Annotated in this window: 24 protein-coding genes, 1 tRNA gene and 1 riboswitch; of the genes, 18 read left to right on the plus strand and 7 right to left on the minus strand. The window is 71.1% G+C overall.

Annotation, left to right across the window (positions count from 1 at the left end; all coding sequences use genetic code 11):
* The first annotated feature begins 5 nt into the window (after nucleotides 1-5).
* Nucleotides 6-485 (plus strand): hypothetical protein, encoded by a 480-nt coding sequence (locus tag ALMP_RS01180; RefSeq protein WP_264923988.1) that lies wholly within the window; start codon nucleotides 6-8, stop codon nucleotides 483-485.
* A gap of 6 nt (nucleotides 486-491) precedes the next feature.
* Here ALMP_RS01180 and ALMP_RS01185 read toward each other — a convergent pair whose 3' ends face one another.
* Complete coding sequence (locus tag ALMP_RS01185) at nucleotides 492-875, minus strand: hypothetical protein (protein WP_264923989.1); 384 nt, start codon at nucleotides 873-875, stop codon at nucleotides 492-494.
* Between the two features lie 201 nt (nucleotides 876-1,076).
* On the opposite strand from ALMP_RS01185, the gene ALMP_RS01190 reads away from it, so the two are divergent.
* The 13 genes from ALMP_RS01190 to ALMP_RS01250 all read left to right on the plus strand — a co-directional run bounded on the left by ALMP_RS01190 (nucleotide 1,077) and on the right by ALMP_RS01250 (nucleotide 15,430).
* Nucleotides 1,077-1,904 carry a glycoside hydrolase domain-containing protein gene (locus ALMP_RS01190; RefSeq protein ID WP_264923990.1) on the plus strand — a complete coding sequence of 276 codons (828 nt, stop codon included), beginning with the start codon at nucleotides 1,077-1,079 and terminating at the stop codon, nucleotides 1,902-1,904.
* Between the two features lie 63 nt (nucleotides 1,905-1,967).
* Nucleotides 1,968-2,564, plus strand: a complete 597-nt coding sequence (locus ALMP_RS01195) for a hypothetical protein (protein ID WP_264923991.1) — start codon at nucleotides 1,968-1,970, stop codon at nucleotides 2,562-2,564.
* Between the two features lie 134 nt (nucleotides 2,565-2,698).
* On the plus strand, nucleotides 2,699-3,343 hold the full coding sequence (locus tag ALMP_RS01200) for a SurA N-terminal domain-containing protein (RefSeq protein ID WP_264923992.1): 645 nt from the start codon (nucleotides 2,699-2,701) through the stop codon (nucleotides 3,341-3,343).
* A 135-nt stretch (nucleotides 3,344-3,478) separates the two neighbouring features.
* Nucleotides 3,479-4,456 (plus strand): nucleoside triphosphate pyrophosphohydrolase, encoded by a 978-nt coding sequence (locus ALMP_RS01205; protein WP_264923993.1) that lies wholly within the window; start codon nucleotides 3,479-3,481, stop codon nucleotides 4,454-4,456.
* 87 nt (nucleotides 4,457-4,543) lie between these two features.
* On the plus strand, nucleotides 4,544-5,851 hold the full coding sequence (locus tag ALMP_RS01210; RefSeq protein ID WP_264923994.1) for a cytochrome P450: 1,308 nt from the start codon (nucleotides 4,544-4,546) through the stop codon (nucleotides 5,849-5,851).
* Nucleotides 5,852-5,996: 145 nt separating this feature from the next.
* Nucleotides 5,997-7,073 carry a LysM peptidoglycan-binding domain-containing protein gene (locus tag ALMP_RS01215; protein ID WP_264923995.1) on the plus strand — a complete coding sequence of 359 codons (1,077 nt, stop codon included), beginning with the start codon at nucleotides 5,997-5,999 and terminating at the stop codon, nucleotides 7,071-7,073.
* 216 nt (nucleotides 7,074-7,289) lie between these two features.
* Nucleotides 7,290-7,460: riboswitch (cyclic di-AMP (ydaO/yuaA leader) on the plus strand.
* Nucleotides 7,461-7,464: 4 nt separating this feature from the next.
* Complete coding sequence (locus tag ALMP_RS01220) at nucleotides 7,465-8,145, plus strand: LysM peptidoglycan-binding domain-containing protein (RefSeq protein ID WP_264923996.1); 681 nt, start codon at nucleotides 7,465-7,467, stop codon at nucleotides 8,143-8,145.
* A 395-nt stretch (nucleotides 8,146-8,540) separates the two neighbouring features.
* Nucleotides 8,541-9,821: a phosphopyruvate hydratase gene (gene eno / locus ALMP_RS01225; RefSeq protein ID WP_189782754.1), complete on the plus strand. Its 1,281-nt coding sequence runs from the start codon at nucleotides 8,541-8,543 to the stop codon at nucleotides 9,819-9,821.
* Between the two features lie 116 nt (nucleotides 9,822-9,937).
* Nucleotides 9,938-10,414 carry a septum formation initiator family protein gene (locus tag ALMP_RS01230; protein WP_264923999.1) on the plus strand — a complete coding sequence of 159 codons (477 nt, stop codon included), beginning with the start codon at nucleotides 9,938-9,940 and terminating at the stop codon, nucleotides 10,412-10,414.
* Between the two features lie 26 nt (nucleotides 10,415-10,440).
* Entirely contained in the window at nucleotides 10,441-10,965 is a 525-nt protein-coding gene (locus ALMP_RS01235) for a DUF501 domain-containing protein (protein ID WP_264924000.1), read from the plus strand.
* Between the two features lie 120 nt (nucleotides 10,966-11,085).
* Entirely contained in the window at nucleotides 11,086-12,027 is a 942-nt protein-coding gene (locus ALMP_RS01240) for a Ppx/GppA phosphatase family protein (protein ID WP_264924001.1), read from the plus strand.
* Between the two features lie 443 nt (nucleotides 12,028-12,470).
* A complete protein-coding gene (locus ALMP_RS01245; RefSeq protein WP_264924002.1) occupies nucleotides 12,471-13,856 on the plus strand; it encodes an NAD(P)/FAD-dependent oxidoreductase in 1,386 nt (461 codons plus the stop codon).
* A gap of 284 nt (nucleotides 13,857-14,140) precedes the next feature.
* Nucleotides 14,141-15,430 (plus strand): class I SAM-dependent methyltransferase, encoded by a 1,290-nt coding sequence (locus ALMP_RS01250; RefSeq protein ID WP_264924003.1) that lies wholly within the window; start codon nucleotides 14,141-14,143, stop codon nucleotides 15,428-15,430.
* Between the two features lie 71 nt (nucleotides 15,431-15,501).
* On the opposite strand, the gene ALMP_RS01255 is transcribed toward ALMP_RS01250, so the two are convergent.
* The gene (locus ALMP_RS01255; protein ID WP_264924004.1) at nucleotides 15,502-18,030 is read right to left on the minus strand and encodes an ABC transporter permease; all 2,529 of its coding nucleotides are present in this window, start codon (nucleotides 18,028-18,030) and stop codon (nucleotides 15,502-15,504) included.
* Between the two features lie 45 nt (nucleotides 18,031-18,075).
* Entirely contained in the window at nucleotides 18,076-18,846 is a 771-nt protein-coding gene (locus tag ALMP_RS01260; RefSeq protein ID WP_264924005.1) for an ABC transporter ATP-binding protein, read from the minus strand.
* A gap of 395 nt (nucleotides 18,847-19,241) precedes the next feature.
* On the opposite strand from ALMP_RS01260, the gene ALMP_RS01265 reads away from it, so the two are divergent.
* From ALMP_RS01265 to ALMP_RS01275, 3 genes are all read left to right on the plus strand, one after another.
* Nucleotides 19,242-19,324: transfer RNA gene (locus tag ALMP_RS01265), tRNA-Leu, on the plus strand.
* Between the two features lie 201 nt (nucleotides 19,325-19,525).
* Nucleotides 19,526-20,710 (plus strand): 4-hydroxybenzoate 3-monooxygenase, encoded by a 1,185-nt coding sequence (locus ALMP_RS01270; protein ID WP_264924006.1) that lies wholly within the window; start codon nucleotides 19,526-19,528, stop codon nucleotides 20,708-20,710.
* A 214-nt stretch (nucleotides 20,711-20,924) separates the two neighbouring features.
* The gene (locus ALMP_RS01275) at nucleotides 20,925-21,806 is read left to right on the plus strand and encodes a Bax inhibitor-1/YccA family protein (protein WP_264924007.1); all 882 of its coding nucleotides are present in this window, start codon (nucleotides 20,925-20,927) and stop codon (nucleotides 21,804-21,806) included.
* 100 nt (nucleotides 21,807-21,906) lie between these two features.
* Here the strand turns inward: ALMP_RS01275 and ALMP_RS01280 are convergent, their stop codons facing one another.
* The gene (locus ALMP_RS01280; protein WP_264924009.1) at nucleotides 21,907-22,134 is read right to left on the minus strand and encodes a DUF4287 domain-containing protein; all 228 of its coding nucleotides are present in this window, start codon (nucleotides 22,132-22,134) and stop codon (nucleotides 21,907-21,909) included.
* Nucleotides 22,135-22,237: 103 nt separating this feature from the next.
* Here ALMP_RS01280 and ALMP_RS01285 point away from each other — a divergent pair, with 103 nt between their 5' ends.
* Nucleotides 22,238-22,549: a hypothetical protein gene (locus tag ALMP_RS01285; RefSeq protein WP_264924010.1), complete on the plus strand. Its 312-nt coding sequence runs from the start codon at nucleotides 22,238-22,240 to the stop codon at nucleotides 22,547-22,549.
* 37 nt (nucleotides 22,550-22,586) lie between these two features.
* On the opposite strand, the gene ALMP_RS01290 is transcribed toward ALMP_RS01285, so the two are convergent.
* The 3 genes from ALMP_RS01290 to ALMP_RS01300 form a co-directional block, all read right to left on the minus strand.
* The gene (locus ALMP_RS01290) at nucleotides 22,587-23,378 is read right to left on the minus strand and encodes a hypothetical protein (RefSeq protein ID WP_264924011.1); all 792 of its coding nucleotides are present in this window, start codon (nucleotides 23,376-23,378) and stop codon (nucleotides 22,587-22,589) included.
* Nucleotides 23,379-23,656: 278 nt separating this feature from the next.
* Nucleotides 23,657-24,874 carry an acetyl-CoA C-acetyltransferase gene (locus tag ALMP_RS01295; protein WP_264924012.1) on the minus strand — a complete coding sequence of 406 codons (1,218 nt, stop codon included), beginning with the start codon at nucleotides 24,872-24,874 and terminating at the stop codon, nucleotides 23,657-23,659.
* A gap of 225 nt (nucleotides 24,875-25,099) precedes the next feature.
* On the minus strand, nucleotides 25,100-26,131 hold the full coding sequence (locus ALMP_RS01300; protein WP_264924013.1) for an SGNH/GDSL hydrolase family protein: 1,032 nt from the start codon (nucleotides 26,129-26,131) through the stop codon (nucleotides 25,100-25,102).
* Between the last annotated feature and the right edge of the window lie 17 nt (nucleotides 26,132-26,148).

The following is a 26,148-nucleotide window of genomic DNA, read 5'->3' on the forward strand; positions in this document are numbered from 1 at the left end:
GTGACATGACTCTGTGGGACGTGCGGGCGGGCGACTGGGACGAGGTCCTCGAAGAGATCGGCCCGCGGGCGCGCGGCGAGGTCTGTCTGGAGGTGCTGAGAGGCTCCCTCGGGTTCTTCCGGCCCTCGTTCGACGAGGTGTTCGCCGAGGAGACCGTCCGATCCGTGCGCTCGGTGCTCGCCGCGGCCCGCCCGGAGGGCCTGGACCGCGCCGAGGCGGACGAGATCTCGGGCCGCCTGTACGCCCTGGCGGAGACCGACCCGGCCATCGGGACCCCGTCACTGGTGGCCGCGCTGTCGCTGTTCCACGACTGCGCGGCCACCGAGTTCGACACGGACTCCGTCCTGGAGATCCTCTCCGCCTGCTACGAGGCCGTCCTCCACACCGAAGGCCTCCCGCAGGAGGTCCTCGACTCCGAACGGGACAGCGAGAACTGCGCCCGTTTCGTCGACTTCCAGTGGGAGGTGATCACACGCTTCGCGTGACCGGCGTCAGCGCCCGTACGGATACCCCTGCTGATACGGATACGGCTGCCCGGCGGCCCCGTACGCCGCCGGCGCCTTCCTGTCGAACACCGCGAACAGCAGCATCCACGTCGCCACCGCGAGCGACACCAGCACGGCGACACCGAGGAACGGATCCCCCTCCCCGTCGGCCGTGATCAGCGCCCACGGCAGGGTCAGCACCTCGTACAGGGCGAACGCCGCGAAGGCAGCCCAGTCCGAGGAGTGCCCGCGCCGGATCGCCACGTACAGGAACGGCACCCACACCAGCAGACCCAGCGAACACCACCCCAGGGCCGCCCAGGCCGCACGCTGGAACCAGCCCGCCTCCAGCCGTCTGTGCGGCCCCGTCGCCATACCCGTCGTCCCCATGCTCATGTCCCGCCCCCAGTCGCGCAGAGGGCAAGAGCAGGGCACGTCCCGCCCATGCCGGATCCCTCTTTCTTTACTGGGACATGAGCGAATCTTGTGGCTATGCGAGGCCTGCTTTTCCCGATCCCGGAACCGCCCCGGGATAGCGTGCGATCCGCTTCGAGCGACGAACGCACGGACCAACGAACAGGCGGGGTGGAGATGGCTCAGCACCGGCAGTCCAGGAAACGCAGATACCTCACATGGGCGGTGGCCGGCGCGGCCGTCGTCGCCGGAGGAGGCATCGCCGCCCAGCAGTCCCTCGCGGCCACCACCTGGCCCGCCCAGAAGACCTACACCGGCCGCGCCTTCGACACCTGCGCCGCGCCCTCCCTGGCCGCCATGAAGGCCTGGCACACCGGCTACTACGGCGCCGCCGCCGTCTACGTCGGCGGCAGGAACCGCGGCTGCGCCCAGCCCAACCTGACCGCCTCCTGGGTCAAGTCGGTCACGTCCGTCGGCTGGAAGCTCATCCCGATCTACGTCGGCGCCCAGCCGCCCTGCCAGACCGGCTCCAACCCCGAGAAGCTCACCGCCACCACGGCCGCCTCCCTCGGCGCGACCGACGCCACCGACGCCGTCGCCAAGGCCTCCGCGCTCGGCATGAAGGCCGGCAGCCCCGTCTACCTCGACATGGAGCCGTACGACATCACGAACAAGGCGTGCAACGACGCCGTGCTGACGTACGTCCGCTCCTTCACCAAGACGCTGCGCGCCAAGGTCTACCGGGCGGGCTACTACGGCTTCACCAGCTCCAGCGCCAAGGCCGTCGCCACCGCGACGGACAGGACGGACCTCCCCGGCAACCTCTGGTACGCGCTGTGGGACAAGCAGGACACCACCACCGCCGACTGGCCGTGGGGCGCCACCCAGTACACCGACCACAGCCGCGGCCACCAGTACCTGGTCAACAGCAAGGAGTCCCGCGGCGGTTACACGATCACCGTGGACCGCGACGCCTGGGACGCGCCGGTCGCCATCGTCGGCTGACGCCCGAGCGGATCCGGCGGGACGAGGGACGGGAGAACAACGGTGGCGAGGAAAGTACGACAGATGAGCCGGACGCCCCCCGCGGCGACCGCCCGCGGCGGGCGGCTCACGACCCTGCGGCGGGCCGCCCTCGCGCGGCTGCGCGCCGTGCGCGGCCGCACCCTCGCCGCCGGCGCCGGCGCCCTCGTGGCCGCCGCGGCGGTGGCCGTGACCGCCGTGCTGCTGCTCTCCCACGACGACCGCCCGCCGATCCCCGACCCACGCGCGCGTGTCTACGCCGACATCGACGCCTGCCTCCTCACCGGCGACAAGGGCATCACGGCCGGCACCACCGCGGCCACCGTCTGGCAGGGCATGCGGGACGCCTCCCTGAAGACCCACGCGCGCGTGAGCTACGCGCAGGTCACCGGCGAACAGAGCCCCGGCAACGCGCGCCCCTTCCTCAACGGCCTCCTCCAGCGCTCCTGCGACGTCGTCCTGGCCGTCGGCGCGCCCGAGGCCACGGCGGCCGAGGAGACGGCCCCGCGGTACCGGAAGGTCGACTTCGTCGTCGTCGGCGGGGAACACACGGGGGCGAACCTGAGCGCGGTCGCAGCGGACGACGGTCTGCGCGCCGGCGTCGCCACCGCCGTCGAACGCGCGGTCGACGAGGGGCGCTGAGCGGGCCGGGCGCGGCGGTGCCGCAACTCCCGGTGAATCGTTGGTCGAATGGGTTGGCCACAGCCGTACCACTGCCTACCATCGATCACCGCAAGACTTTGTGCACCGTCGCACAATCTCCTCGGGAGGCTTCCTTGCACCGCCGCCGTCGCACCGCGCTCCTGCTGTCCGCCGCGATCATGGCGGCTCCCCTCCTCACTGCCTGCGGAAACGATGCGCATCCGGGCGCGGCGGCCGTCGTCGGCGGCCAGCGGATCACCGTCTCCCAGCTGGAGAACCGGGTGAAGGAGGTGCGCGCGGCCCAGCGCGCCGCCGTCACCGACGACACCCAGTACGCGCAGGCCATCGCCCAGACCGGCACCCTCACCCGCGACACCCTGCACGGCATGGTCCTCGACCGGGTGCTGCACCGCGCCGCCGAGGACGCGGGGATCACCGTCACCCGCCGCGAGGTCCAGGAGATGCGGGGCGGCCTGGAGCAGCAGGCGGGCGGCGCCAAGGGCCTGGAGACGGCCTGGCTCCAGCAGTACGGCATCCCGCCGCAGCGCCTCGACGAGAACCTCCGCCTCCAGCTGGAGGCCCAGAAGCTCGCCACGAAGCTCGGCACCGACACCAGCCAGCCGGCCTTCTGGGCGGCCCTGTCCAAGGCGTCCACGGACCTCGGCGTCGACCTCAACCCGCGCTACGGCGACTGGGACGTGAAGAAGGTCAGCCGCGTCGACGTCCAGGCACCGTGGGTACGGGACGTCACGACGACGGGGACCCGACAGCCGGCCTGATCCGCCGGGGGACCGCCGGCGCCCCACGCACGCGTGGGCACCACAGGGAGCCGCCCCCGAGGCGCGCCCGCCTGTGGACGGCTGATCGGCAGATTCGCTGATCGTCCTGTCGGTGGCGTGGGTTACGTTCGAAGCGTGAACGATGTGACCGCACCCACCGGCTCCGCCCCGGGCCGAGTCGTCCTGCTCACGACCAGCCACCGCGTCGCCCCCGGCCTGCTGTCCTGGCCCGCCTGGCAGGCCCTGCGCACGGCCGACCGCGTCCTGTGCGCGGACGGCGCGCACCCCCAGCTGCCCTACCTGCGCGAGGCGGGGATCGCGGTGCAGGAGTCGTCGCCGACGGCGCGGGACCTGGTCGACGCCTGCGCCGGCGGCCGCACGGTGGTGGTCGTGGCGACCGGCGAGGGCGAACCGGCGCTCACCGACGGCCTGGCCCGCCTCGCCGGCTCCGGCCGGGTCTCCCTGCCCGACCTGGAACTGCTGCCCGCCTCCTACGACCTCCCCGGCGCCCGCCTCCTCGACCTCGTCCAGGTCATGGACCGCATCCGCGCCGAATGCCCCTGGTCCTCCCAGCAGACCCACAAGGGCCTGGCGAAGTACGCGGTGGAGGAGTCGTACGAACTGGTCGAGGCGATCGAGGACGGCGACCACGACGAGCTGCGCGAGGAACTGGGCGACGTCCTGCTCCAGGTCGTCTTCCACGCGCGGATCGCCGAGGAGCACCAGGAGACCCCGTTCTCCATCGACGACGTGGCGGGCACGATCGTCGCCAAGCTCATCCACCGCCACCCCCATGTCTTCGGCGACGCCACGGCCACCACGCCCGAGGAGGTGAAGGAGCACTGGCTGCGCACCAAGGCGGTCGAGAAGCGACGGGAGTCGGTCACGGACGGCGTGCCCCTGCACCAGCCGGGCCTGGCCCTCGCGGCGAAGCTCGCGTCCCGGGCGCGCACGGCGGGCCTGGAGGTGCCCCTGCCGGCCGCCGAGGGCATCGGCTACGAGCTGCTGGCGCTGGCCGCCCGCGCGGAGGCCGAGGGCGTCGACCCGGAGGCCGCGCTGCGAGCGGCGGCCCGCGCCTACCGCGACGCGATCCGTGCCGTCGAGGGCGTGTAGGGCGCACAGGGCGTCGAAGGCACGGAGGGCGCGCAGGGCGCGCAGGGCGTCGAGGGCGGGGAGGGGCGGTCCGGATACCGTCAGGGGGTGACCGACCAGCCCACCCCCGACAGCACCGCGCCCGAGCTCTTCACCTGGGAGTTCGCCACCGACCCCTACCCCGCCTACGCGTGGCTGCGCGAGCACGCCCCCGTGCACCGCACCCGGCTGCCCAGCGGTGTGGAGGCCTGGCTGGTCACCCGATACGCCGACGCCCGCCAGGCCCTGGCCGACCAGCGGCTCAGCAAGAACCCCGCGCACCACGACGAGCCCGCGCACGCCAAGGGCAAGACCGGGATCCCCGGTGAGCGCAAGGCCGAGCTGATGACGCATCTGCTGAACATCGACCCGCCGGACCACACCCGGCTGCGACGCCTGGTCAGCAAGGCCTTCACCCCGCGTCGCGTCGCCGAGTTCACCCCCCGGGTGCAGGAGCTGACGGACCAGCTCATCGACCGGTTCGCCGAGCGGGGCAGCGCCGACCTCATCCACGACTTCGCCTTCCCGCTCCCCATCTACGCCATCTGCGACCTGCTCGGCGTCCCGCGCGAGGACCAGGACGACTTCCGCGACTGGGCGGGGATGATGATCCGGCACGGCGGCGGCCCGCGCGGCGGTGTCGCGCGGTCGGTGAAGAAGATGCGCGGCTACCTCTCGGAGCTCATCCACCGCAAGCGCGAGGCCCTGCCCGCCGAACCCGCCCCCGGCGAGGACCTCATCTCCGGCCTCATCCGCGCCTCCGACCACGGCGAGCACCTCACCGAGAACGAGGCCGCCGCCATGGCCTTCATCCTGCTGTTCGCCGGCTTCGAGACGACCGTCAACCTCATCGGCAACGGCACCTACGCGCTGCTCACCCACCCCGGGCAACGCCACCGCCTCCAGGACGCGTTGCGCGCCGGCGACCGCACCCTCCTGGAGACCGGAGTGGAGGAACTCCTGCGCTACGACGGCCCGGTGGAACTGGCCACCTGGCGGTTCGCCACCCGCCCGCTGACCATCGGCGGCCAGGACATCGCGCCCGGCGACCCCGTGCTCGTCGTGCTCGCCGCCGCCGACCGCGATCCGGAGCGCTTCGCCGACCCCGACGTCCTCGACCTCTCCCGCCGCGACAACCAGCATCTCGGCTACGGCCACGGCATCCACTACTGCCTGGGCGCACCGCTCGCCCGGCTGGAGGGCCAGACCGCTCTGGCCACCCTTCTCACCCGTCTGCCCGACCTCCGACTCGCCGTGGATCCGGTCGACTTGAGGTGGCGCGGGGGGCTCATCATGCGCGGGCTGCGCACCCTGCCCGTGGAGTTCACCCCGGCCCCGCGCACCGGTACCGAAAGCACTTTCCCCGTACAAACGTGACACGCTCTCAAGTCTGTGATCTTCACGTGATCTGCGCGGCATTAACTTGTGACAAGTGATCGTCTGCCTATACGTTCACTCGTCAACGCGACGGGGAAGTATCACCCGCCGCGTGGGTCAGTGCTGTCTCGAGAAAGGCCCCCGCATGCTCTCCGGGAACGGTCGTCACCGTCGCCCCCGTCAGGCCCCGGCCCTCCTCGTCGCGGCCGGCGTGACCGGCTCCGCCATCGCCATCCCGCTGCTCGGCGCCTCCGGCGCGAGCGCCGCGGACGGCACCGTGTGGGACAAGGTGGCGGAGTGCGAGACCGGCGGTTCCTGGAGCGCCAAGGAGGCTGGCGGTGAGTACGGCGGTCTGGCCCTGAGCCAGGAGGACTGGGAGGCCTACGGCGGCCTCGACTACGCCTCGCGCCCCGACCTGGCCAGCCGCAACCAGCAGATCGCCGTCGCCCAGAAGCTCCTCGCGGACCAGGGCGTCGGCGCGTGGGGCACCTGTGGGCTGACGTCCGGGCTCAGCAAGGAGTCCGGCGGGGGCACCGTGGACACCGGTGTGCCGGACGACTCGTCCGACTCGCCTGTCTCATCCGGATTGTCCGACCTGTCCAAGGGTTCGTCCGGCTCCTCGAATTCCGGGGGCTCCACGGGCGCGTCCACCGACCCGTCCGCCGAATCCTCCACGGATTCCTCCACCGGTGACGGCAATTCCGCGAATACGCCGTCATCGTCTCCTTCATCCCCTTCGGCCTCTTCGACCCCTTCGACCCCTTCGTCTACTTTCCCCTCCTCCGACGCCGACGACTCCGCCGCGTCGAACCCGTCCGACGGCTCCGGCTCGAGCGGCTCACGGGAGGCCGAGGGCTCGCCCGCGGCGACCCCCGGTGCGGACGACTCGGACAAGTCGGGGCAGAGTGCGGGTTCTTGGAGCCTCGTCGACACCGGCTCCCTCGACACCGACTCCCTCGGCTCCGGCCGTCACCGCGGTGCCAGCGCCGAGGAGGGCACGGACGGCGCCTCCGCCGCCTCCACCGGCCGGCATGCCGCGAACACCCTCGGCGGCACGGCCGGCGCCTACACCGTCCGGTCCGGCGACTCCCTGGTGTCCATCGCCGACTCCCTTGACCTCGACGGCGGATGGCGCGCGCTGTACGCCGAGAACCGGGACCTCATCGGTGCCGACCCGAGTGCCATCGTCCCCGGTCAGACCCTGGACACCGGCATCGAATAGGGCGGAAAACGGGCCGAAGACCCGTACGGAACAGCGGGAGTTCGCGTCACACTTCCTGCTGAATGTCTGTTTTGGCGAAAGTGTGGGATGAGTCTCAGAAGCCCTGATCGTCTTTGAAATTCCGCCGATCGCGTGTCTACGGTCATGACCGCTCGGCAACCCGAGCCCCGGCTGTCGCAACGCCGAATCCTGCCAGCGGCCGCCCGGGAACAGTCGTCGCGTCAAGCGCCGTAGGCAGGAGCGGGGGACCCAAGGTAAGTGCCGGTCCCGGCAGTTGATGCCGGCTCCGGCTTGGGGTGAAGTCACACCTCCCACGGGAGGGGTGACCGGGCAACTCAACCGGCCCGAACCCGACAGCTCACCTCGCAGGCGTCGGTGAGGGGATCGATCCATGCTGTTTTCCGGCAAGGGCAAGCACCGTCGTCCGTCCAAGGCCACCCGCGCCATCGCGCTGGCCGGTGTCACCACCGCCGCCGTCGCCGCCCCGCTGATGGTGGCCGGGAACGCCTCCGCCGCCACCGCCTCCGAGTGGGACGCGGTCGCCCAGTGCGAGTCCGGCGGCAACTGGTCCATCAACACCGGCAACGGCTACTACGGCGGCCTGCAGTTCTCCGCCTCCACCTGGGCCGCGTACGGCGGCACGCAGTACGCCGCCACCGCCGACCAGGCCACCAAGGCCCAGCAGATCGAGATCGCCGAGAAGGTCCTCGCGGGCCAGGGCAAGGGCGCCTGGCCGGTCTGCGGCGTCGGCCTGTCCAACGCCACGTACAACGGCGGCTCCTCGGACTCCGGCGGCTCCTCCGAGAGCACCACCCGCTCCACCGAGCAGCAGAGCGCCTCCCGCTCGGCCGAGCGTCCGGCCGCGAAGTCCCAGAAGACCGTCACCACGCCGACCGGCAAGAAGGTCAAGAAGGGCGACGGCGAGTACAAGGTCGTCAAGGGCGACACCCTCAGCTCCATCGCCGAGAAGCAGAACGTCAAGGGCGGCTGGGCGAAGCTCTTCGAGCTGAACAAGGACATCGTCGAGGACGCCGACCTCATCTACCCGGGCCAGCAGCTGCACCTGAAGTGACAGCGGGCCCCGAGCAGGGCCACAGCCCCCTCACCGTCCAGGCCCGCACGCTGAAGGCCTCGTGAGGGTGCCCCCCGTCCCCACGGGCTCCCCGCCCCGGTGCGTCTTCCCCCGTACGCACCGGGGCGGGGTCTTTTCCCGTCCGGCTCTCCCGCCGCCGCCCCGCCTTCTTCCCCCCTGCCGCCCCGCCTTTCTTCTCCCGTTGTTGTCCCGGAGTTCCCCCGAACCCTTTGTTCCGGCCGGAAACAATGTGTACCGTCTGTCTGTCCGCGGGACGGTCGGTCGGCTGCCGATGGCCCGGGGGCGGTTAGGCTCTAGTCGCAAGGCTCCGCGAGGGTCCGTCACGGCCCTCCAGCCCCGCACTACCAGCGTCACATCCCAAGAAGGAGATGCTCGTGCCGTCCATCGACGTCGTCGTAGCCCGGGAAATCCTGGACTCCCGAGGCAACCCCACGGTCGAGGTCGAGGTCGGCCTCGACGACGGCAGCACGGGTCGTGCCGCCGTCCCGTCCGGCGCCTCCACCGGCGCCTTCGAGGCCATCGAGCTCCGCGACGGCGACCCGAACCGCTACCTCGGCAAGGGCGTCGAGAAGGCCGTCCTCGCCGTCATCGAGCAGATCGGCCCGGAGCTGGTCGGCTACGACGCCACCGAGCAGCGCCTGATCGACCAGGCCATGTTCGACCTGGACGCCACCGACAACAAGGGCTCCCTCGGCGCCAACGCCATCCTCGGCGTCTCCCTCGCCGTCGCCCACGCCGCCTCCGAGGCCAGCGACCTCCCGCTCTTCCGCTACCTGGGCGGCCCCAACGCGCACCTGCTGCCGGTGCCGATGATGAACATCCTGAACGGCGGCTCGCACGCCGACACCAACGTGGACATCCAGGAGTTCATGATCGCCCCGATCGGCGCGGAGTCCTTCTCCGAGGCCCTGCGCTGGGGCGCCGAGGTCTACCACACCCTCAAGAAGGTGCTGAAGCGCAAGGGCCTGAACACCGGCCTCGGCGACGAGGGCGGCTTCGCCCCGAACCTGGACTCCAACCGCGCCGCCCTCGACCTCATCCTCGAGGCCGTCAAGGAGGCCGGCTACACCCCCGGCGAGCAGATCGCCCTGGCGCTCGACGTCGCCGCCTCCGAGTTCTACAAGGACGGCGTGTACGTCTTCGAGGGCAAGGAGCGCTCCGCCGCCGAGATGACGGACTACTACGCCGAGCTGGTCGACGCCTACCCGCTGGTCTCCATCGAGGACCCGCTGTTCGAGGACGACTGGGACGGCTGGAAGACCATCACCGAGCGCCTCGGCGACAAGGTCCAGCTCGTCGGTGACGACCTGTTCGTCACCAACCCCGAGCGCCTCGCCCGCGGCATCGAGGAGGGCGCGGCCAACGCGCTGCTCGTCAAGGTCAACCAGATCGGTTCGCTGACCGAGACCCTGGACGCCGTCGAGCTGGCCCAGCGCAACGGCTTCAAGTGCATGATGTCCCACCGCTCCGGCGAGACCGAGGACGTCACCATCGCCGACCTCGCCGTCGCGGTGAACTGCGGCCAGATCAAGACCGGCGCCCCGGCCCGCTCGGACCGCGTCGCCAAGTACAACCAGCTGCTGCGCATCGAGGAGATCCTCGACGACGCGGCGGTGTACGCCGGCCGCAGCGCCTTCCCGCGCTTCAAGGGCTGACACCTGGTGAGGTGACCCACCGGGTCACCGCTCAGCCAGTCGTACGTACGTCCCCGTACTCGGTCCCGTACCGTGTCCGGGGACGTACGCACATGTGAGACGGGAGGCGGGGACACATGGCCGGGAAGGACCGGGACCGTTTCTCCACCGCGACCAGGATCAGGCTGCTCGGCGAGCAGACGGCGGCCCGCGTCTACCGCTCCCAGACCAAACGGCAGGCCCGCCGCTCCCGCCTCACCGGCCGCGCCGCCCTCCTCGCGCTCGTGCTGTGCTCGATGGTGGTGGCCCTGGCCTACCCGATGCGCCAGTACGTCTCGCAGCGCGCCGAGATCGCCGACCTGCAACGCGAGCGCGAGCAGGCCCGGGAGCGGGTGGAGCAACTGCGCGACCTCAAGGCACGCTGGCAGGACGACGCGTACGCCGAGCAGCAGATCCGGCAGCGGCTGCACTATGTGATGCCGGGGGAGACCGGCTTCATCGTCATCGACCCCGACGCGGCGCGGCAGTCCCGCGCCGACCTGAGGGCCGCCGACCGCCCCTGGTACTCGAACGTCTGGGACGGCGTCGACAAGTCCGACGCCTCCGACCAGTGAACCGACAGAGAGACACCCCGCGAAGCATGGAAACCCCTCCGCCGACCACTCCGCGCACCGAGCCCACCGACGCGGACGTCGAGGCCTTCAAGCAGCAGCTCGGGCGCCCGCCGCGCGGTCTGCGCGCCATCGCCCACCGCTGCCCGTGCGGCCGGCCGGACGTCGTCGAGACGGCGCCCCGCCTCCCCGACGGCACGCCCTTCCCCACGCTGTACTACCTGACGTGTCCCAAGGCGAACTCCGCCATCGGCACGCTGGAGGCCAACGGCGTGATGAAGGAGATGACGGAGCGCCTCCAGCGGGACCCGGAGCTGGCCGCCGCCTACCGGGCCGCGCACGAGGACTACATCCGGCGCCGGGACGAGATCGAGGAGCTGAAGAACTTCCCCAGCGCGGGCGGCATGCCCGACCGGGTGAAGTGCCTGCACGTCCTGGTCGCCCACTCCCTGGCCGCCGGCCCCGGCGTCAACCCCCTGGGCGACGAGGCCCTGGAGATGCTGCCGGAGTGGTGGAGCAAGGGCACGTGCGTGACGCTCCCCGCCGAGGAGTGACGGCGGGCCCCGCACCGCTCCCCGCTGCCGAGGAGGCGTGGGGACAGCCCCGCCCGGGGCTGCCGCCCGGCTGACCTCGTCCGCCCCCCCGATCCGTCCCCCGACCTGAAGGAACCGCTCATGACCCGCGTCGCCGCCGTCGACTGCGGCACGAACTCCATCCGTCTGCTCGTCGCGGACGCCGACCCGGACACCGGCGAACTGGTCGAACTGGACCGCCGTATGACGATCGTCCGCCTCGGCCAGGGCGTCGACCGGACCGGCCGGCTCGCGCCCGAGGCGCTGGAGCGGACGTTCGCGGCGTGCCGGGAGTACGCGGAGGTGATCAAGGAGCACGGCGCGCAGCGCCTGCGTTTCGTCGCCACCTCCGCCTCCCGGGACGCGGAGAACCGGGACGAGTTCGTGCGTGGCGTGCTGGACGTCCTGGGCGTCGAACCGGAGGTCATCTCCGGCGACCAGGAGGCCGAGTTCTCCTTCACCGGCGCGACGAAGGAGCTGACCGGACGCGCGGATCTGCGCCGTCCGTTCCTGGTGGTGGACATCGGCGGCGGCTCCACCGAGTTCGTCGTCGGTGACGACCGGGTGCGCGCGGCGCGCTCGGTCGACGTCGGCTGTGTGCGGATGACCGAGCGGCACCTGGTCGTCGACGGCGCGGTCAGCGACCCGCCGACCGCCGAGCAGATCACGGCCATGCGCGCCGACATCGAGGCCGCCCTGGACCTCGCCGAGCGGACCGTCCCGCTGCGCGAGGCGCACACCCTGGTGGGCCTAGCGGGCTCGGTGACGACGATCTCCGCGATCGCGCAGGAACTGCCGGAGTACGACTCCGCGGCGATCCACCACTCCCGCGTCTCCCACGACCGCGTCCGCGAGATCACCGAGTGGCTGCTGCACTCCACCCACGCCGAACGCGCGGCGGTCCCGTCGATGCACCCGGGCCGGGTGGACGTCATCGCCGCCGGCGCGCTCGTACTGCTCGCGATCATGGAGCGGATCGGCGCGGAGGAGGTCGTGGTGAGCGAGCACGACATCCTGGACGGCATCGCCTGGTCCGTGGCGTAGCCCACGTTTGTTACTCGCAGGTAGCACTCTGCTGAGCAGTACGGATAACGTATGAGCGTCGCCGAGGGGCCTTTTTGGACGCCTCGGCGACACCCCGTCGGAAAACTTCGTGAAGTTCTTCACAAGGAATTCGGCCCTGGAGGAGGACGGGGGCGCCTCCGTTGACCGTTCCGGGGCTCCGAGACCCTGGTGAACGTGTTCAAAAGAGGAAGGCGCGGACGTTCGCGAGGGTCCCGCGCGGCCCTGTTTCCGTCGCCTCACGCCACCGCGTCACACCCGGAGAGGCAGCTCACGCGCCATTGACAACGGCGGCATGGGTGCACAGGTTCCCGTTTTCCGCCATGACCTGGATCACGCGGGTCGCGGAGGATAGCACACCCCCTGAAGAAGCTTGTGAAGGGGCGCACGAGCGACCCCCTCCAACCGGGTGGATACTCGATGGCATGAGCACCACGGAGCGTCCCAGGATCCTCGTAGTAGGCGGTGGGTACGTAGGCCTGTACGCAGCTCGGCGCATCCTGAAGAAGATGCGCTACGGCGAGGCGACCGTCACGGTCGTCGACCCCCGGTCGTACATGACCTACCAGCCCTTCCTTCCCGAAACCGCCGCCGGCAACATCTCCCCGCGCCACGTCGTCGTCCCGCTGCGACGCGTGCTGCCCAAGGCGGAGGTGCTCACCGGCCGGGTCACCACCATCGACCAGGACCGCAAGGTCGCCACGATCGCCCCGCTGGTCGGCGAGGCGTACGAGCTGCCTTTCGACTACCTGGTGATCGCGCTCGGCGCGGTCTCGCGCACCTTCCCGATTCCCGGCCTCGCCGAGCAGGGCATCGGCATGAAGGGCATCGAGGAGGCCATCGGCCTGCGCAACCACGTCCTCGAGCAGCTCGACAAGGCCGACTCCACGACCGACGAGGAGATCCGCCGCAAGGCGCTCACCTTCGTCTTCATCGGCGGTGGCTTCGCGGGAGCGGAGACCATCGGCGAGGTCGAGGACATGGCGCGCGACGCCGCGAAGTACTACAAGAACGTCTCGCGCGAGGACATGCGTTTCATCCTCGTCGACGCCGCCGACAAGATCCTTCCCGAGGTCGGCCCCAAGCTGGGCCAGTACGGCAAGGAGCACCTGGAGAGCCGCGGCGTGGAGATCTACCTCTCCACCTCGATGGACTCCTGCGTCGACGGCCACGTGGTGCTGAAGAACGGCCTCGAGGTCGACTCCAACACCATCGTCTGGACGGCCGGCGTCAAGCCGAACCCGGTCCTCGCCCGCTACGGCCTCCCGCTGGGCCCGCGCGGTCACGTCGACACGGCCGCCACCCTCCAGGTGCAGGGCACCGACTACATCTGGGCCGCCGGCGACAACGCCCAGGTTCCGGACCTCGCCGGCCGCAAGGCGGGCAACGAGAACGCCTGGTGCCCGCCGAACGCCCAGCACGCGCTGCGCCAGGCCAAGGTCCTCGGCGACAACGTGATCTCCGGCATGCGGGGCTTCCCGCAGCAGGAGTACTCGCACTCCAACAAGGGTGCCGTGGCGGGCCTCGGCCTCCACAAGGGCGTCGCGATGATCGTCATGGGCAAGATGAAGATCAAGCTGCGCGGCCGCCTGGCCTGGTACATGCACCGTGGCTACCACGGCATGGCCATGCCGACCTGGAACCGCAAGATCCGCGTCTTCGCCGACTGGACCCTCGGCATGTTCCTCAAGCGTGAGGTCGTCGCCCTCGGCGCCCTGGAGTCCCCGCGCGAGGAGTTCTACGAGGCCGCCAAGCCGGCCCCGGTCGCCGCCCAGCCCACCAAGACGGAGGAAAAGGCCAAGGCCTCCTGACCTCCCCTTTACCCCTCCAAGGGGCCGCCCGCCATCCGTGGTGCGGGCGGCCCCTTGGTGTGTGCGGGGGAGACCGCGCGGGGGCGAAGCCCCGCCGGGTGCGGGGCGGAGCCCCGAGGGGGGCTTCTCGGCCCACCGAGTGGGGTGGGTGGGCAGGGACAAGAACCCCCGCCACCCGGAGTGTTTTGCGCAGACATGACGTGCGTGGGGGACTGCGACCCGGCCCTCCAGGTGTTTACGTGGTGTCAGGACATTCCGGGATCTCCGTCACGGAGGTGTGCACCATGGCTGACGCCGCGTCGCGGCTCCACGCCCTCGTCGAACAGTTGCTGGGAGCCCCGTTCCCGATGCGGCTCCGCGCCTGGGACGGTTCCGAGGCGGGACCCCCCGCCGCGCCGGCCCTGGTCGTCCGCAACCGCAGGGCGCTGCGCCGGCTGCTGTTCAAACCCGGGGAGCTGGGTCTGGCCCGCGCCTGGGTCGCCGGTGACCTGGAGATCGACGGCGACCTCTACACCGGCCTCGACCTGCTCTCCGGGATCGTCTGGGAGCGCGGCGAGGACGCCCGTACCCTCGCCGAGGCCCTGCGTGACCCCCGGTTCCGCGCGGCGGTCGTAGGGCTGCTGAAGCTCGCCGGGCCCCCGCTGCCGCCCGCCCCGCCCCGCGAGGAGGCCCGCCGCACCGGTCACCTGCACACCCGCCGCACCGACAGACGCGCCATCAGCCACCACTACGACGTCGGCAACGACTTCTACGAGCTGGTCCTCGGCCCGTCCATGGTGTACTCCTGCGCCTACTGGGAGTCCCCGGACGGCACGCTGGAGGACGCCCAGCACGACAAGCTCGAACTCGTCTGCCGCAAGCTCGCCCTGAGCCCCGGCCGGCGCCTGTTGGACGTCGGCTGCGGCTGGGGCTCGATGGCGATCCAGGCGGCCCGCGAGCACGGCGTGAGCGTCGTCGGCATCACCCTCTCCCAGGAGCAGGCGGCGTTCGCCCGTAAACGCGTCGCGGACGCCGGCCTCACCGACCGGGTCGAGATCCGCGTCCAGGACTACCGCGACGTCACCGACGGGCCGTACGACGCGATCTCCTCCATCGGCATGGCCGAGCACGTCGGCGCCGAGCGGTACCTGGAGTACGCGACCGCCCTGTACGCCCTCCTCAGGCCCGGCGGGCGGCTGCTCAACCACCAGATCGCCCGACGCCCCCAGCGCGACGAATCCACCTACCACGTGGACCCGTTCATCGACGCCTACGTCTTCCCGGACGGCGAGCTGGCCCCCGTCGGCACCACGGTCACGCAGCTGGAACGGGCCGGCTTCGAGGTCCGCGACCTGGAGTCGATCCGTGAGCACTACGCCCTCACCCTGCGCCGGTGGGTGGCCCGCCTGGAGGCCGACTGGCACCGGGCCGTCCAGCTGACCAGCCCGGGCCGCGCCCGCGTCTGGCGGCTGTACATGGCCGCCTCCGCGCTCGCGTTCGAACGCAACCACATCGGCGTCAACCAGGTCCTGGCCGTGCGCACCCCGGACGACGGCACGTCCGGTCTGCCCCTGCGGGCACGCACCTGGAGCTGACGGCACGACGAAAGGGGCCCCGCGCCGTACTGGCGTCGGGGCCCCACCGCGTCGCGGTCACGCGCCGCGCGCTACTCCGACTTGATCGCCGCCAGCATGTTCAGCCGTGCCGCCCGCCGCGCCGGCCACAGCGCCGCCAGGACGCCCACGGCGCCGGCCAGCGCCAGGAACACCGCCATCCGGCCCCACGGCAGGACCAGCTCGTAGGTGGCCATCTTGGTGCCGAGCAGCTCACCGGCCGCCCAGCCGAAGAACACGCCGAGCCCGATGCCGAGCACCCCGCCGAACAGGGAGATCACCAGGGACTCCAGGCGGACCATCCGCTTGACCGCCTTGCGGTCCAGGCCGATGGCGCGCAGCATGCCGATCTCCTGGGAGCGTTCGAACACCGACATCGCCAGGGTGTTGATGACCCCGAGCACCGCGACGATCACGGCCATCGCGAGCAGCCCGTAGAGCATGTTCAGCATCAGCGTGAACATCTGCGCGATCTCGTTGGAGAGGTCCTTCTTGCTCTGGACCTTGATGGCCGGGTTGGAGCCGAGGGCCTTCTCCAGCTTGTCCTTGGTCGCGTCGGAGCTGCCGCCGGACGTCTTGACCATGACCCGCATGTCGGAGGGGTCGTCCATGTGCGGGGTCAGCACGCCGTTGTCCAGCAGCACGCCCTGGATCAGATCGTTGCCCTCGTAGACCCCGGCGACCGTCAGCTGCTCCTTCTTGCCGTCCTCGAACGCCGCCGTGAAGGTCGACCCGGCCTTCCAGCCGTGCAACTTGGCGGTGTCGGCGTCGACGACGACCCGGCCGCCGCCGACCGTGAAGCTACCGTTGTCGATCTTGAGGTCGGTCAGCTCGCCGATCGCTGAGCCGGTGACGCCGGTGAGGTACTCGGTGTCCCCGTCGACCCGCGCGGGCGCGTTGCGCATCGGGCTGGTGAGGCTCACCCCGGCGGTGGCCTTCAGCTTCCGGTCGACGTCGGGGGAGAGGGTGTTGCCGTTCGCCATCGACACGACGTAGTCGGCCTTGACGGCGGCGGAGGCCATCTTGTCGATGGACTTCTGGAGGCTGCCCGCCATGACCGTCATTCCGGTGATGAGGGTCAGGCCGATCATCAGCGCGGAGGCCGTGGCGGCCGTACGGCGCGGGTTGCGCACCGAGTTCTGCCGGGCCAGCTTGCCGGAGACCCCGAAGACGCGCAGCACCGGCGAGGCGGCGGCGATCAGCGGCCGGGACAGCAGCGGCGTCAGCACGAAGACGCCGATGATCAGCAGTACCGCGCCGATCCCCATCGGGGCCTGGCCGTCGGAGCCGCTCATGGTGGTCGCGGCGAGGACCACCGCGACACCGGCGGCGGAGAAGAGGGCGCCGATGGTGTTGCGCAGCACCAGCGACTTGGTGGTCGCCTTGGCGTGCAGGCTGCTCATCGCGGCGACCGGCGGGATCTTCGCCGCCCGGCGGCCGGGCAGCCACGCGGCCACCATGGTGACGACGACACCCACGACGAGGGCGGCGGCGACCGTGCCGGGCGAGACGACCAGCGGGCCGTCCGGGACGGTCGCGTCGAGCGTGCCCATGAGCGACCTGAGGCCGGCGCCGATGCCGACGCCCGCGACGAGCCCGGCGACGCCGGCGACCGTGCCGACCACGAACGCCTCGATCAGCACCGACCGGGTGACCTGCCGGCGGGAGGCGCCGACCGCCCGCAGCAGCGCCAGCTCCTTGGTGCGCTGGGCGACCAGCATGGTGAAGGTGTTGGCGATGATGAAGGTGCCGACGAACAGCGCGATGCCGGCGAACACCAGCAGGCCCTGCTTCAGACCGCTCATCTGGGAGGCGATCAGCTCCGCCAGGTCGTCGGCGAGTTGCTCGCCGGTGGTGGTCTCGACGAGGTCCTTCGGCAGGGCCTTGTCGAGGGCGGTCTTCAGCGCGGTCTGGGAGGTGCCGGCGGCGGCCTTGACGTCGATCTCGTCGTAGGTGCCGGCCTTGCCGAACAGCTGCTGCGCGGTGGCGGTGTCGAACAGGGCGAGGCTGCCGCCGGCGGCGACGTTGCCGTCGTCGGTGGTGAAGATGCCGGTGATCTTCGGCGTGAGGACCGGGCCGTCGACGGAGATGCGGACGGTGTCGCCGACCTGGTAGCCGGCCCGTCGCGCGGTCTCGGAGTCGAGGACGACCTGACCGGCACCGTGCGGGGCGGAACCTTCCTTCAGCGGGTAGCGGGGGTCCTTGTCCCCCCAGTAGTTGCCGCCCCGCGACTGGAAGCCGCCGCCGACGAGCTTGCCGTTCTTGTCGGCGATCGCGGTGAAGTCCGTGACCACGCCGATGGCGGAGGCGGCGCCGGGCACCTTCGCGCTCCGGTCGAGCAGGGCCTGCGTCAGCTCGGGGGTCCTGCCGACCCGGTCCCCCTCGCTCTCCTGGTACTCGGGCGTGACGGCGACGTCGACCTGGTCGAAGCCCTTGGCGGAGCTCTTCTGGTAGGCGTCGGAGATGGTGTTGGTGAAGACCAGGGTCCCCGACACGAAGGCCACGCCGAGCATCACGGCGAGGACGGTCATCAGGAGCCGGGCCTTGTGCGCGAGGACGTTGCGCAAGGCGGTGCGGAACATGTGGGTTTCTACTCCGAAGGTGATTGACCGGATGTCAGCCGGACGTCAGCTGGTGCGGCCCTTGGCGTCGAACTGCTTCATCCGGTCCAGCACCGAGTCGGCGGTGGGCCCGTACACCTCGTCGACGATCCGTCCGTCCGCGAGGAAGACCACCCGGTCCGCGTACGCCGCGGCCACTGGGTCGTGGGTCACCATCACCACCGTCTGCCCCAGCTCCCGAACGGAGTTGCGCAGGAAGCCCAGGACCTCGGCGCCCGAGCGCGAGTCGAGGTTTCCGGTCGGCTCGTCACCGAAGATGATCTCCGGTCGGGAGGCCAGGGCGCGGGCCACGGCGACGCGCTGCTGCTGGCCGCCGGAGAGCTGGGAGGGCCGGTGGCCGAGCCGGCCGGACAGCCCCACCATCTGGATCACCTTGTCGAGCCACTCCTTGTCCGGCTTGCGGCCCGCGATGTCCATCGGAAGGGTGATGTTCTCCAGAGCGGTCAGCGTCGGCAGCAGGTTGAACGCCTGGAAGATGAACCCGATCTTGTCCCGGCGCAACTTGGTGAGCTGCTTGTCCTTCAGGGAGCCCAGCTCGGTGTCGCCGATGCGTACGGAACCGGAGGAGAAGGTGTCCAGACCGGCCACGCAGTGCATCAGCGTGGACTTGCCGGAGCCGGAGGGGCCCATGATCGCGGTGAACTCGGCCTGGCGGAAGTCGACGGAGACGCGGTCCAGGGCGACCACCTGGGTCTCGCCCTGTCCGTAGATCTTGGACAGGTCCGTGGCGCGTGCGGCCACGGCGGTGGTCCGGTCGACGAGAGGGCTGGTGGTCACGGGTACGACTCCTGTCGGACGGTGGTTTCTTCCCGGAAGGGGGACGTGAACCATCGTCCCGGCCGCTTGCCGCCGTGTAGTCAGTCGCAGTTCCCGTTCCGAGGGCAGACTTCGGTCGGACAGCGGGCGGCCGTGTCATCCCAAAGGATGACGGCCACCCTGGAGAGACGGTTCGTCAAGAACCGGTGGAGCACCCTCGTTCGGGCGGTGAAATTCCGTCATTCCGCATGCGCGGCAGACCGGCGCACGCGAGGCTATTGGCAAGTGCGGATGGCCAGTTCCCGGGGCTGATGCTCCCTCAGACCTCAATAAAATAAGACAACATCGGTCCGCTCTTCGGCTGTTCGAGGGACGCGTCCCGATAGGCTCGGACCTCGACGCGGAGCCCATGGCCTGCCCGGATGGTGGAATGCAGACACGGCGAGCTTAAACCTCGCTGCCCCTCGCGGGCGTACCGGTTCAAGTCCGGTTCCGGGCACCTCCGACCCACGCGGTCGGGGCGCATCCTTCTCCTCGGCTCCCTCGACCCCTCGGCTTCCCGGCCCCTCGGCTGCCCCGTGCGCGGCGCGGCCGGCCGTTGACACCCGATGAAGACGGGCGCAGACTCACATCCGACAAGAGTGAAGAAAATTTCACCACACGAACAAGCAGTCTGGACATCCTCCCGAAGGGACGCCCGATGCGCACCACCGTCGGCATCATCGGCGCCGGCCCCGCCGGCCTCCTCCTCGCCCGCCTCCTCCACAACGCCGGCATCGACTCGGTCGTCCTGGAGAGCCGTGACCGGGCCTACGTCGAGCACCGGCAGCGGGCCGGGATCCTGGAGCAGGGCACGGTCGACGTGCTGCGCGCGGCCGGCGCCGGGGAGCGCATGGACCGTGAGGGACTGCGCCACGACGGTATCGAGCTGCGGTACGCCGCGCGGCGCCACCGCGTCGACTTCCCCGCCCTCACCGGCGGCCGGTCGGTGATGGTCTACGCCCAGACCGAGGTCTGCAAGGACCTCATCGCCCTCCAGCTGAAGGAGGGCGGCCCGCTGCTCTTCGAGGCGGAGGCGCTCGCCGTCGAGAACGTCGCGGACGACGCCGCCGGCCGCCCCCGCGTCCGCTTCCGGCGCGAGGGCACCGAGGACGTCCTGGAGTGCGACTACGTCGTCGGCTGCGACGGCTTCTGGGGCGTGGCCCGCAAGGCGGTCCCCGCGGAGCTCACCCGCGTCTTCGAGCGCGCCTACCCCTTCGGCTGGCTCGGCATCCTCGCCGACGTGCCGCCCTCCCACGACGAGCTGGTCTACGCCCGCCACGACCGCGGCTTCGCCCTGCTGTCCATGCGCTCCCCGTCCGTCTCCCGCCTCTACCTCCAGGTGCCCGAGGGCACGGACGCCGAGAGCTGGACCGACGAGGAGATCTGGGACGAGCTGGAGCGCCGCTTCGAGACGGCCGACGACTGGCGGCTGGAGCGGGGGCCGATCACCCAGAAGTCGGTGACACCGATGCGGTCCTACGTCCACGAGCCCATGCGGCACGGCCGGCTCTTCCTCGCCGGGGACGCCGCGCACATCGTGCCGCCGACCGGCGCCAAGGGCCTCAACCTGGCCGTCGGCGACGTCGTCACCTTCGCGCGCGCCCTCACGCACCAGAAGGAGACCGGATCGGCGGAGCTGCTCGACGCCTACTCGCAGACCTGCCTGCGCCGGGTCTGGCAGGCCGAACGGTTCAGCTACGACATGACCACCCTGCTGCACCGCGCCCCCGACGCCACCCCCTTCGACGACCGTATCCAGCTCGCCCGCCTGGAGCGGATCGCCACCTCCCGGGCGGCCGAGACCGACCTGGCCGAGGGGTACACGGGGTTCCCGTTCGGGTGACGTCAAGGCGGTGTGAGCGACTGATCTCCGGCCGGTTCCGGGCAGGTACCGGGTTGGTCATGAATGAGGTCCTCCGGTGCCGGGAATCAGGGATCCACGTAGCGTGTTGCGCAGCACGATGAGGGAAAGATCCTTCCCAAGCAGTAGGGTCAATCCTTTGCCTACCCATTACCCTTGAGGCCAAGGCCACGCAGCGTGGCCATGGAGGAGTGAAATGGAGAGCAGAAACCCGGTCTTCTCGCGACGGGGGTTCAGCCGCGACAACGGCTACGCGGGCTTCAACGCGCAGGCCGGGGGACCCGCTGTCGGTACGCAGGCCAACCCGTACGCCCAGCAGGCGGGCAACCCGTACGCGCAGAACCCTTACGCCCAACAGGGCGTGGGCGCCCCGCCGCAGGCCCCGGTCACCCCGGGCGCCATGACCATGGACGACGTCGTCGCGCGCACCGCGACCACGCTCGGCACCGTGGTGCTCACCGCGGTCCTGTCCTGGCTGCTGCTGCCCGTCGACGAGGCCAACCTCGGCAAGTCGTACGGCATCGCGGTCGGCGCCGGTCTGGTCGCGATGGTGCTGGCGCTCGTGCAGTCCTTCAAGCGCCGTCCCGCGCCCGCGCTGATCCTGTCGTACGCCGCCCTGGAGGGCGTGTTCCTCGGCGTGATCTCCAGCGCGGTGTCGACGTACATCTCGGACGGTGTGGTCGCCCAGGCCGTGCTCGGCACCATGGCGGTATTCGCCGGTGTGCTCGTGGCCTACAAGGCGGGCTGGATCCGCGTCAACCGCCGCTTCTACGGCTTCGTCATGGCCGCCGCGCTCGGCTTCGTCCTGCTGATGGCCGTGAACCTCCTGTTCACCGTCTTCGGCGGCGGCGACGGCCTCGGCTTCCGCAGCGGTGCGCTCGGCATCGTGTTCGGTGTCATCGGCATCATCCTCGGTGCCTGCTTCCTCGCCCTGGACTTCAAGCAGGTCGAGGACGGCATCGCCTACGGCGCCCCGCGCGAGGAGGCCTGGCTCGCGGCCTTCGGCCTCACGCTGACGCTGGTGTGGATCTACATGGAGTTCCTGCGACTCCTCGCGATCCTCAACAGCGACGACTGACGCCGCCGGACCGGCCGCGCCGGTCCGGCACACACGAAGGGCCCCGGTTCGCCGGGGCCCTTCGTCGTGTCGGTGTCCGGTGCGGTCTCGTGCTGGCGCGCTACAGCAGCTTGCGCGCGGCCCTCCTCAGGTCGTACTCGTGGATGATCGCCTTGGCGTGGCCGTACGCGAGGTTGTGCTCGTGGCGCAGCCAGCTGACCTTTTCCTCGAAGCGGAGAGCGGGGCCTTCGTCGACGGTGCGCAACCAGTCGGTGATGTCACGACCGGTGCATTGGGGGATGCGGGCTAGCAGGTTGCGATGGGTCTCCTCGGAGAAGACTTGGGACATCGGCGCCTCCGAACGCAATGGGCTGTAAGCCGGTCCTTCAGGTCACGGTGCCTGAGGGTTCGCCCGTTGGCAACAGTCCCGGTACGACGCGTACGCTCACCGCGTGGTTGATACGACGCCTCTTACCCGTGCGGTGGATCACTTCGCCGACCGCCTTCGGGCGGCCCCCCAGAGCCGGCTCCAGCGAGGTGCGGCCGCGGAGGCGCTGGCCCTGGCCAGGGAGTTGGCGCTGTGGGCCCAGCGGATCGAGGACCCCTCGGGGGAGCAGCGGGTGATGCCGGACGCCGGTATGTTCGCCGCCGCCGACCAGATCACCGTCGCCGTGCACGACCTCGCCGTCGTCCTGCGGGACGAGGGCGAGGTGCAGGAAGCGGTGCGGCTCGTGGAGGAGGCGCAGAAGCGCGCCGGAGTGTGAGGGCGGGCCGGGGAGAGGCGGAGGCGCTCCGGGTCGGTCAGAGGCTCGCGATGACCCGGTCCGCCAGGATGTAGACGTTCTCCTCGCCGCACGCGAACGTCAGCGTGTACGCGCCGGAGATGCCCGAGCCGCCCAGCAGGTAAGGGGTCTCGCCCGCCGTCAGGGCGGTCGCGAGGCGCTCCGCGGTCTCGCGGTGCCCCGGGGTCATGCACAGGGTGGTGCCGTCGGCGAAGACGTAGACGTCGAGGGTGCCCAGCGGGCCCGGACGGACGTCGGTCAGCTCGGTGCGGGCGGCGGCCAGGTCCTCCAGCGCGGTGACCGTGCGCTCGTGGTCGCCCGCGACCGGCGACTGCACGGGCACGAAGTCCGGGTGCGAGGGGTGGCGCCGGCGGGCCGCGGCCAGCTCGGGGGACTCCCCGGCGAACTCGTCGATGTCCGCGGTCGGCTCGGTCACCGGCTCCAGCGGCTCCAGGCCCACGAAGTCGGTCTGACGGGGCAGGAACAGCTCGCTGTCCGGCAGGCCCAGCAGGGAGGGGGCGTCGGAGGCGTCACGGGCCTCCTGGGCGGCCCAGAAGGCGCGCGCCTCGGCCAGCTCCCGCTCCCGCTCCTCCGCGAGCGCCTCGGCCACCGCGGCGCGTATCTCGTCGGTGTCGGCGGGGGGGCGGGCGGCGGGCACCGAGCCGTGCGGCTGGGCGGTGTGCTGCTCGGTGAGCTGGGTGTGCAGGTCGGCCACCTGCCGACGCAGCTGCAGGAGGGTGCGCAGGACGGCGACGCCCACGGCGCCGGTGGCGGCCGTGGTGACCAGCATGGCGATCGGCATGGCGCTCACTGACGTACTCCCGGTTCAAAGTCGACCCCCGACTTCCTACATCAGCTTGAAGGGTGGACTATCCAGCTGTCAGTGCGTAACGTCACGAAACGGACAGGGTCTTGGGTCCGCCGTGGGGGGTCGGACGGGTCTGAGCTGCGCTTTCCCTGTGGTGAGGGAGATAGGTCACATCCTGGGGGACATTCGATCACAGAACGGCCCGGAGTCCAGGGGCTTCCCGGACTCCGGGCCGTCGGCTCACGATGGGTGCCGTGCCGGCTACCCAGCGGTGACGCCTTCTAGCTGAGGCGCTCGATGACCATCGCCATGCCCTGGCCGCCGCCCACGCACATCGTCTCCAGGCCGAACTGCTTGTCGTGCCACTGGAGGGAGTTGATGAGCGTGCCGGTGATGCGGGCGCCGGTCATGCCGAAGGGGTGGCCGACGGCGATGGCGCCGCCGTTGACGTTCAGCTTGTCCAGGTCGATGCCCAGCTCACGGTAGGAGGGGATCACCTGGGCGGCGAACGCCTCGTTGATCTCGACCAGGTCGATGTCGTCGATGGTCAGGCCGGCCCGACGCAGGGCCTGCTGGGACGCCTCGACCGGGCCGAGGCCCATGATCTCGGGGGAGAGGCCGGAGACGCCGGTCGACACGATCCGGGCGAGCGGGGTGAGGCCCAGCTCGCGGGCCTTGGTGTCGCTCATGATGACGACCGCGGCGGCACCGTCGTTCAGCGGGCAGCAGTTGCCCGCCGTGACCAGGCCGTCGGGGCGGAAGACCGGCTTGAGGCCCGCCACGCCCTCCATGGTGACGCCGGCGCGCGGGCCGTCGTCCTTGCTGACGACGGTGCCGTCGGGGAGGGTCACCGGCGTGATCTCGCGCTCCCAGAAGCCGTTCTTGATGGCCTCCTCGGCGAGGTTCTGCGAGCGGACGCCGAACTCGTCCATCTCCTGGCGGGTGATGCCCTTTGCGCGGGCCAGGTTCTCCGCGGTCTGGCCCATGGCGATGTACGGGTCGGGCAGCAGGCCGTCCTCGCGCGGGTCGTGCCAGGTGGTGCCCTCCTGCTGGGCGACCTCGGCGGTGCGGGCCTCGGCCTCGGCGAAGAGCGGGTTGCGCCCGCTCGGCATGTCGGAGGTGCCGTTGGCGTACCGGGAGACCATCTCGACACCGGCGGAGATGAAGACGTCGCCCTCGCCGGCCTTGATGGCGTGCAGGGCCATGCGGCTCGTCTGGAGCGACGAGGAGCAGTAGCGGGTGATCGTGCAGCCGGGCAGGTGGTCCATGCCCATCTGCACGGCGACGATCCTGCCGAGGTTGTGGCCCTGCTCGCCGCCGGGCAGACCGCAGCCGAGCATCAGGTCGTCGATGTCCTTCGGGTCCAGCTCGGGGACCTTGGCGAGGGCCGCCTGGATGATCGTGGCGGTCAGGTCGTCCGGGCGCAGGTCCTTGAGGGAGCCCTTGCCGGCGCGGCCGATGGGGGAGCGGGCGGTCGAGACGATGACGGCTTCGGGCATCACGGCTCCATTGGCGTACGGGTTCTTTGAGGCACGGCTGTCTGGGAAGTTACCCGTACGTATGGTCAGGGTCACGGGGGTGGCGGTGTGACCCTGACCGCACTTTACTAAGCGCTTGCTTTCCCGAGATCCGGCCGACCCTGGACGGGCGCCCGGGCGGACCCGGGCGGGGCCTTCCCGGCGCACCTGGACGGGCCCCCGGTTGGACCCGGGCGGACCTCGTCCTCATACCCCGGACGGGCTGGTGGGGGTCGTCTCCGGTTCGGGGACCCGGCGCCGCCGTCGGCGCTTGAGCAGGGCCCACGGTCCCCGGGGGCCCGTCGGCATCGCCGCCGTGACCTCCGTACCGGCCTCGGAGGCCGCCTCCGCCGCCGCCCGGGCCACCGGCAGGAAGCCCTCGCGGCGTGCGACGTCCGGTCGCTCCTCCTCGGCCGGCCACAGGCCGAGCGCCGCGCACATCGTCGGCAGCACGGCCATCGCGGCCGTCGCGTAGCCCTCCGCCGAGGGGTGGTAGTGGTCGGGTCCGAAGAGTTCCCGGGGGTTCGCCTCGAACTCGGGACCGAGCAGGTCCCCCAGCGACACCGTGCGGCCGCCCTGCTCGACCACGCCGATCGTCTGGGCGGCCGCCAGCTGGCGGGAGGCACGTCTGGCCAGCCAGCGCAGGGGCTGGCCGACCGGCTCGATGGTGCCCAGGTCGGGGCAGGTGCCGACGACCACCTCGGCACCGGCGGTGCGCAGCCGCCGTACCGCTGCCGAGAGGTGGCGGACCGAGCGGGTCGGGGGCATGCGGTTGGTGACGTCGTTCGCGCCGATCATGATCACACAGATGTCGGGCACCCGGTCGGCGTCGCCGAGGACCAGCGCGACCTGCCGGTCCAGGTCGTCGGACTGGGCGCCGGGCAGCGCCACGTTCCGCAGCTTCACCGGGCGTTCCGCCACCGCCGCGAGGCCGGAGGCCAGCAGCGCGCCCGGGGTCTGGCCGGCCCGGCGCACGCCCTGTCCGGCGGCCGTGGAGTCGCCGAGCAGGGTCAGCCGCAGGGCCTCGACGCCGGGGGTGGTGTAGGCCCGGCCGTACAGACCGTCGGCCTGCGGGACGCGGGGATTCTCGCCGTTGCCGTTGACATGGCGCCGGGCCAGTTGCGCCTCCGCCACCAACAGCCCGACGACCGCCGCCCCGGCCAGGCCGATCCCGCCGCCGCCGTAGGCCGCGCCGGCCGCGATCCGCCGGGCCACTCGTGCCCTGGACATGCTCGTCATGCCTCGCCGCCACCTCC

Source organism: Streptomyces sp. A012304, assembly GCF_026008495.1.
Lineage (GTDB): Bacteria > Actinomycetota > Actinomycetes > Streptomycetales > Streptomycetaceae > Streptomyces.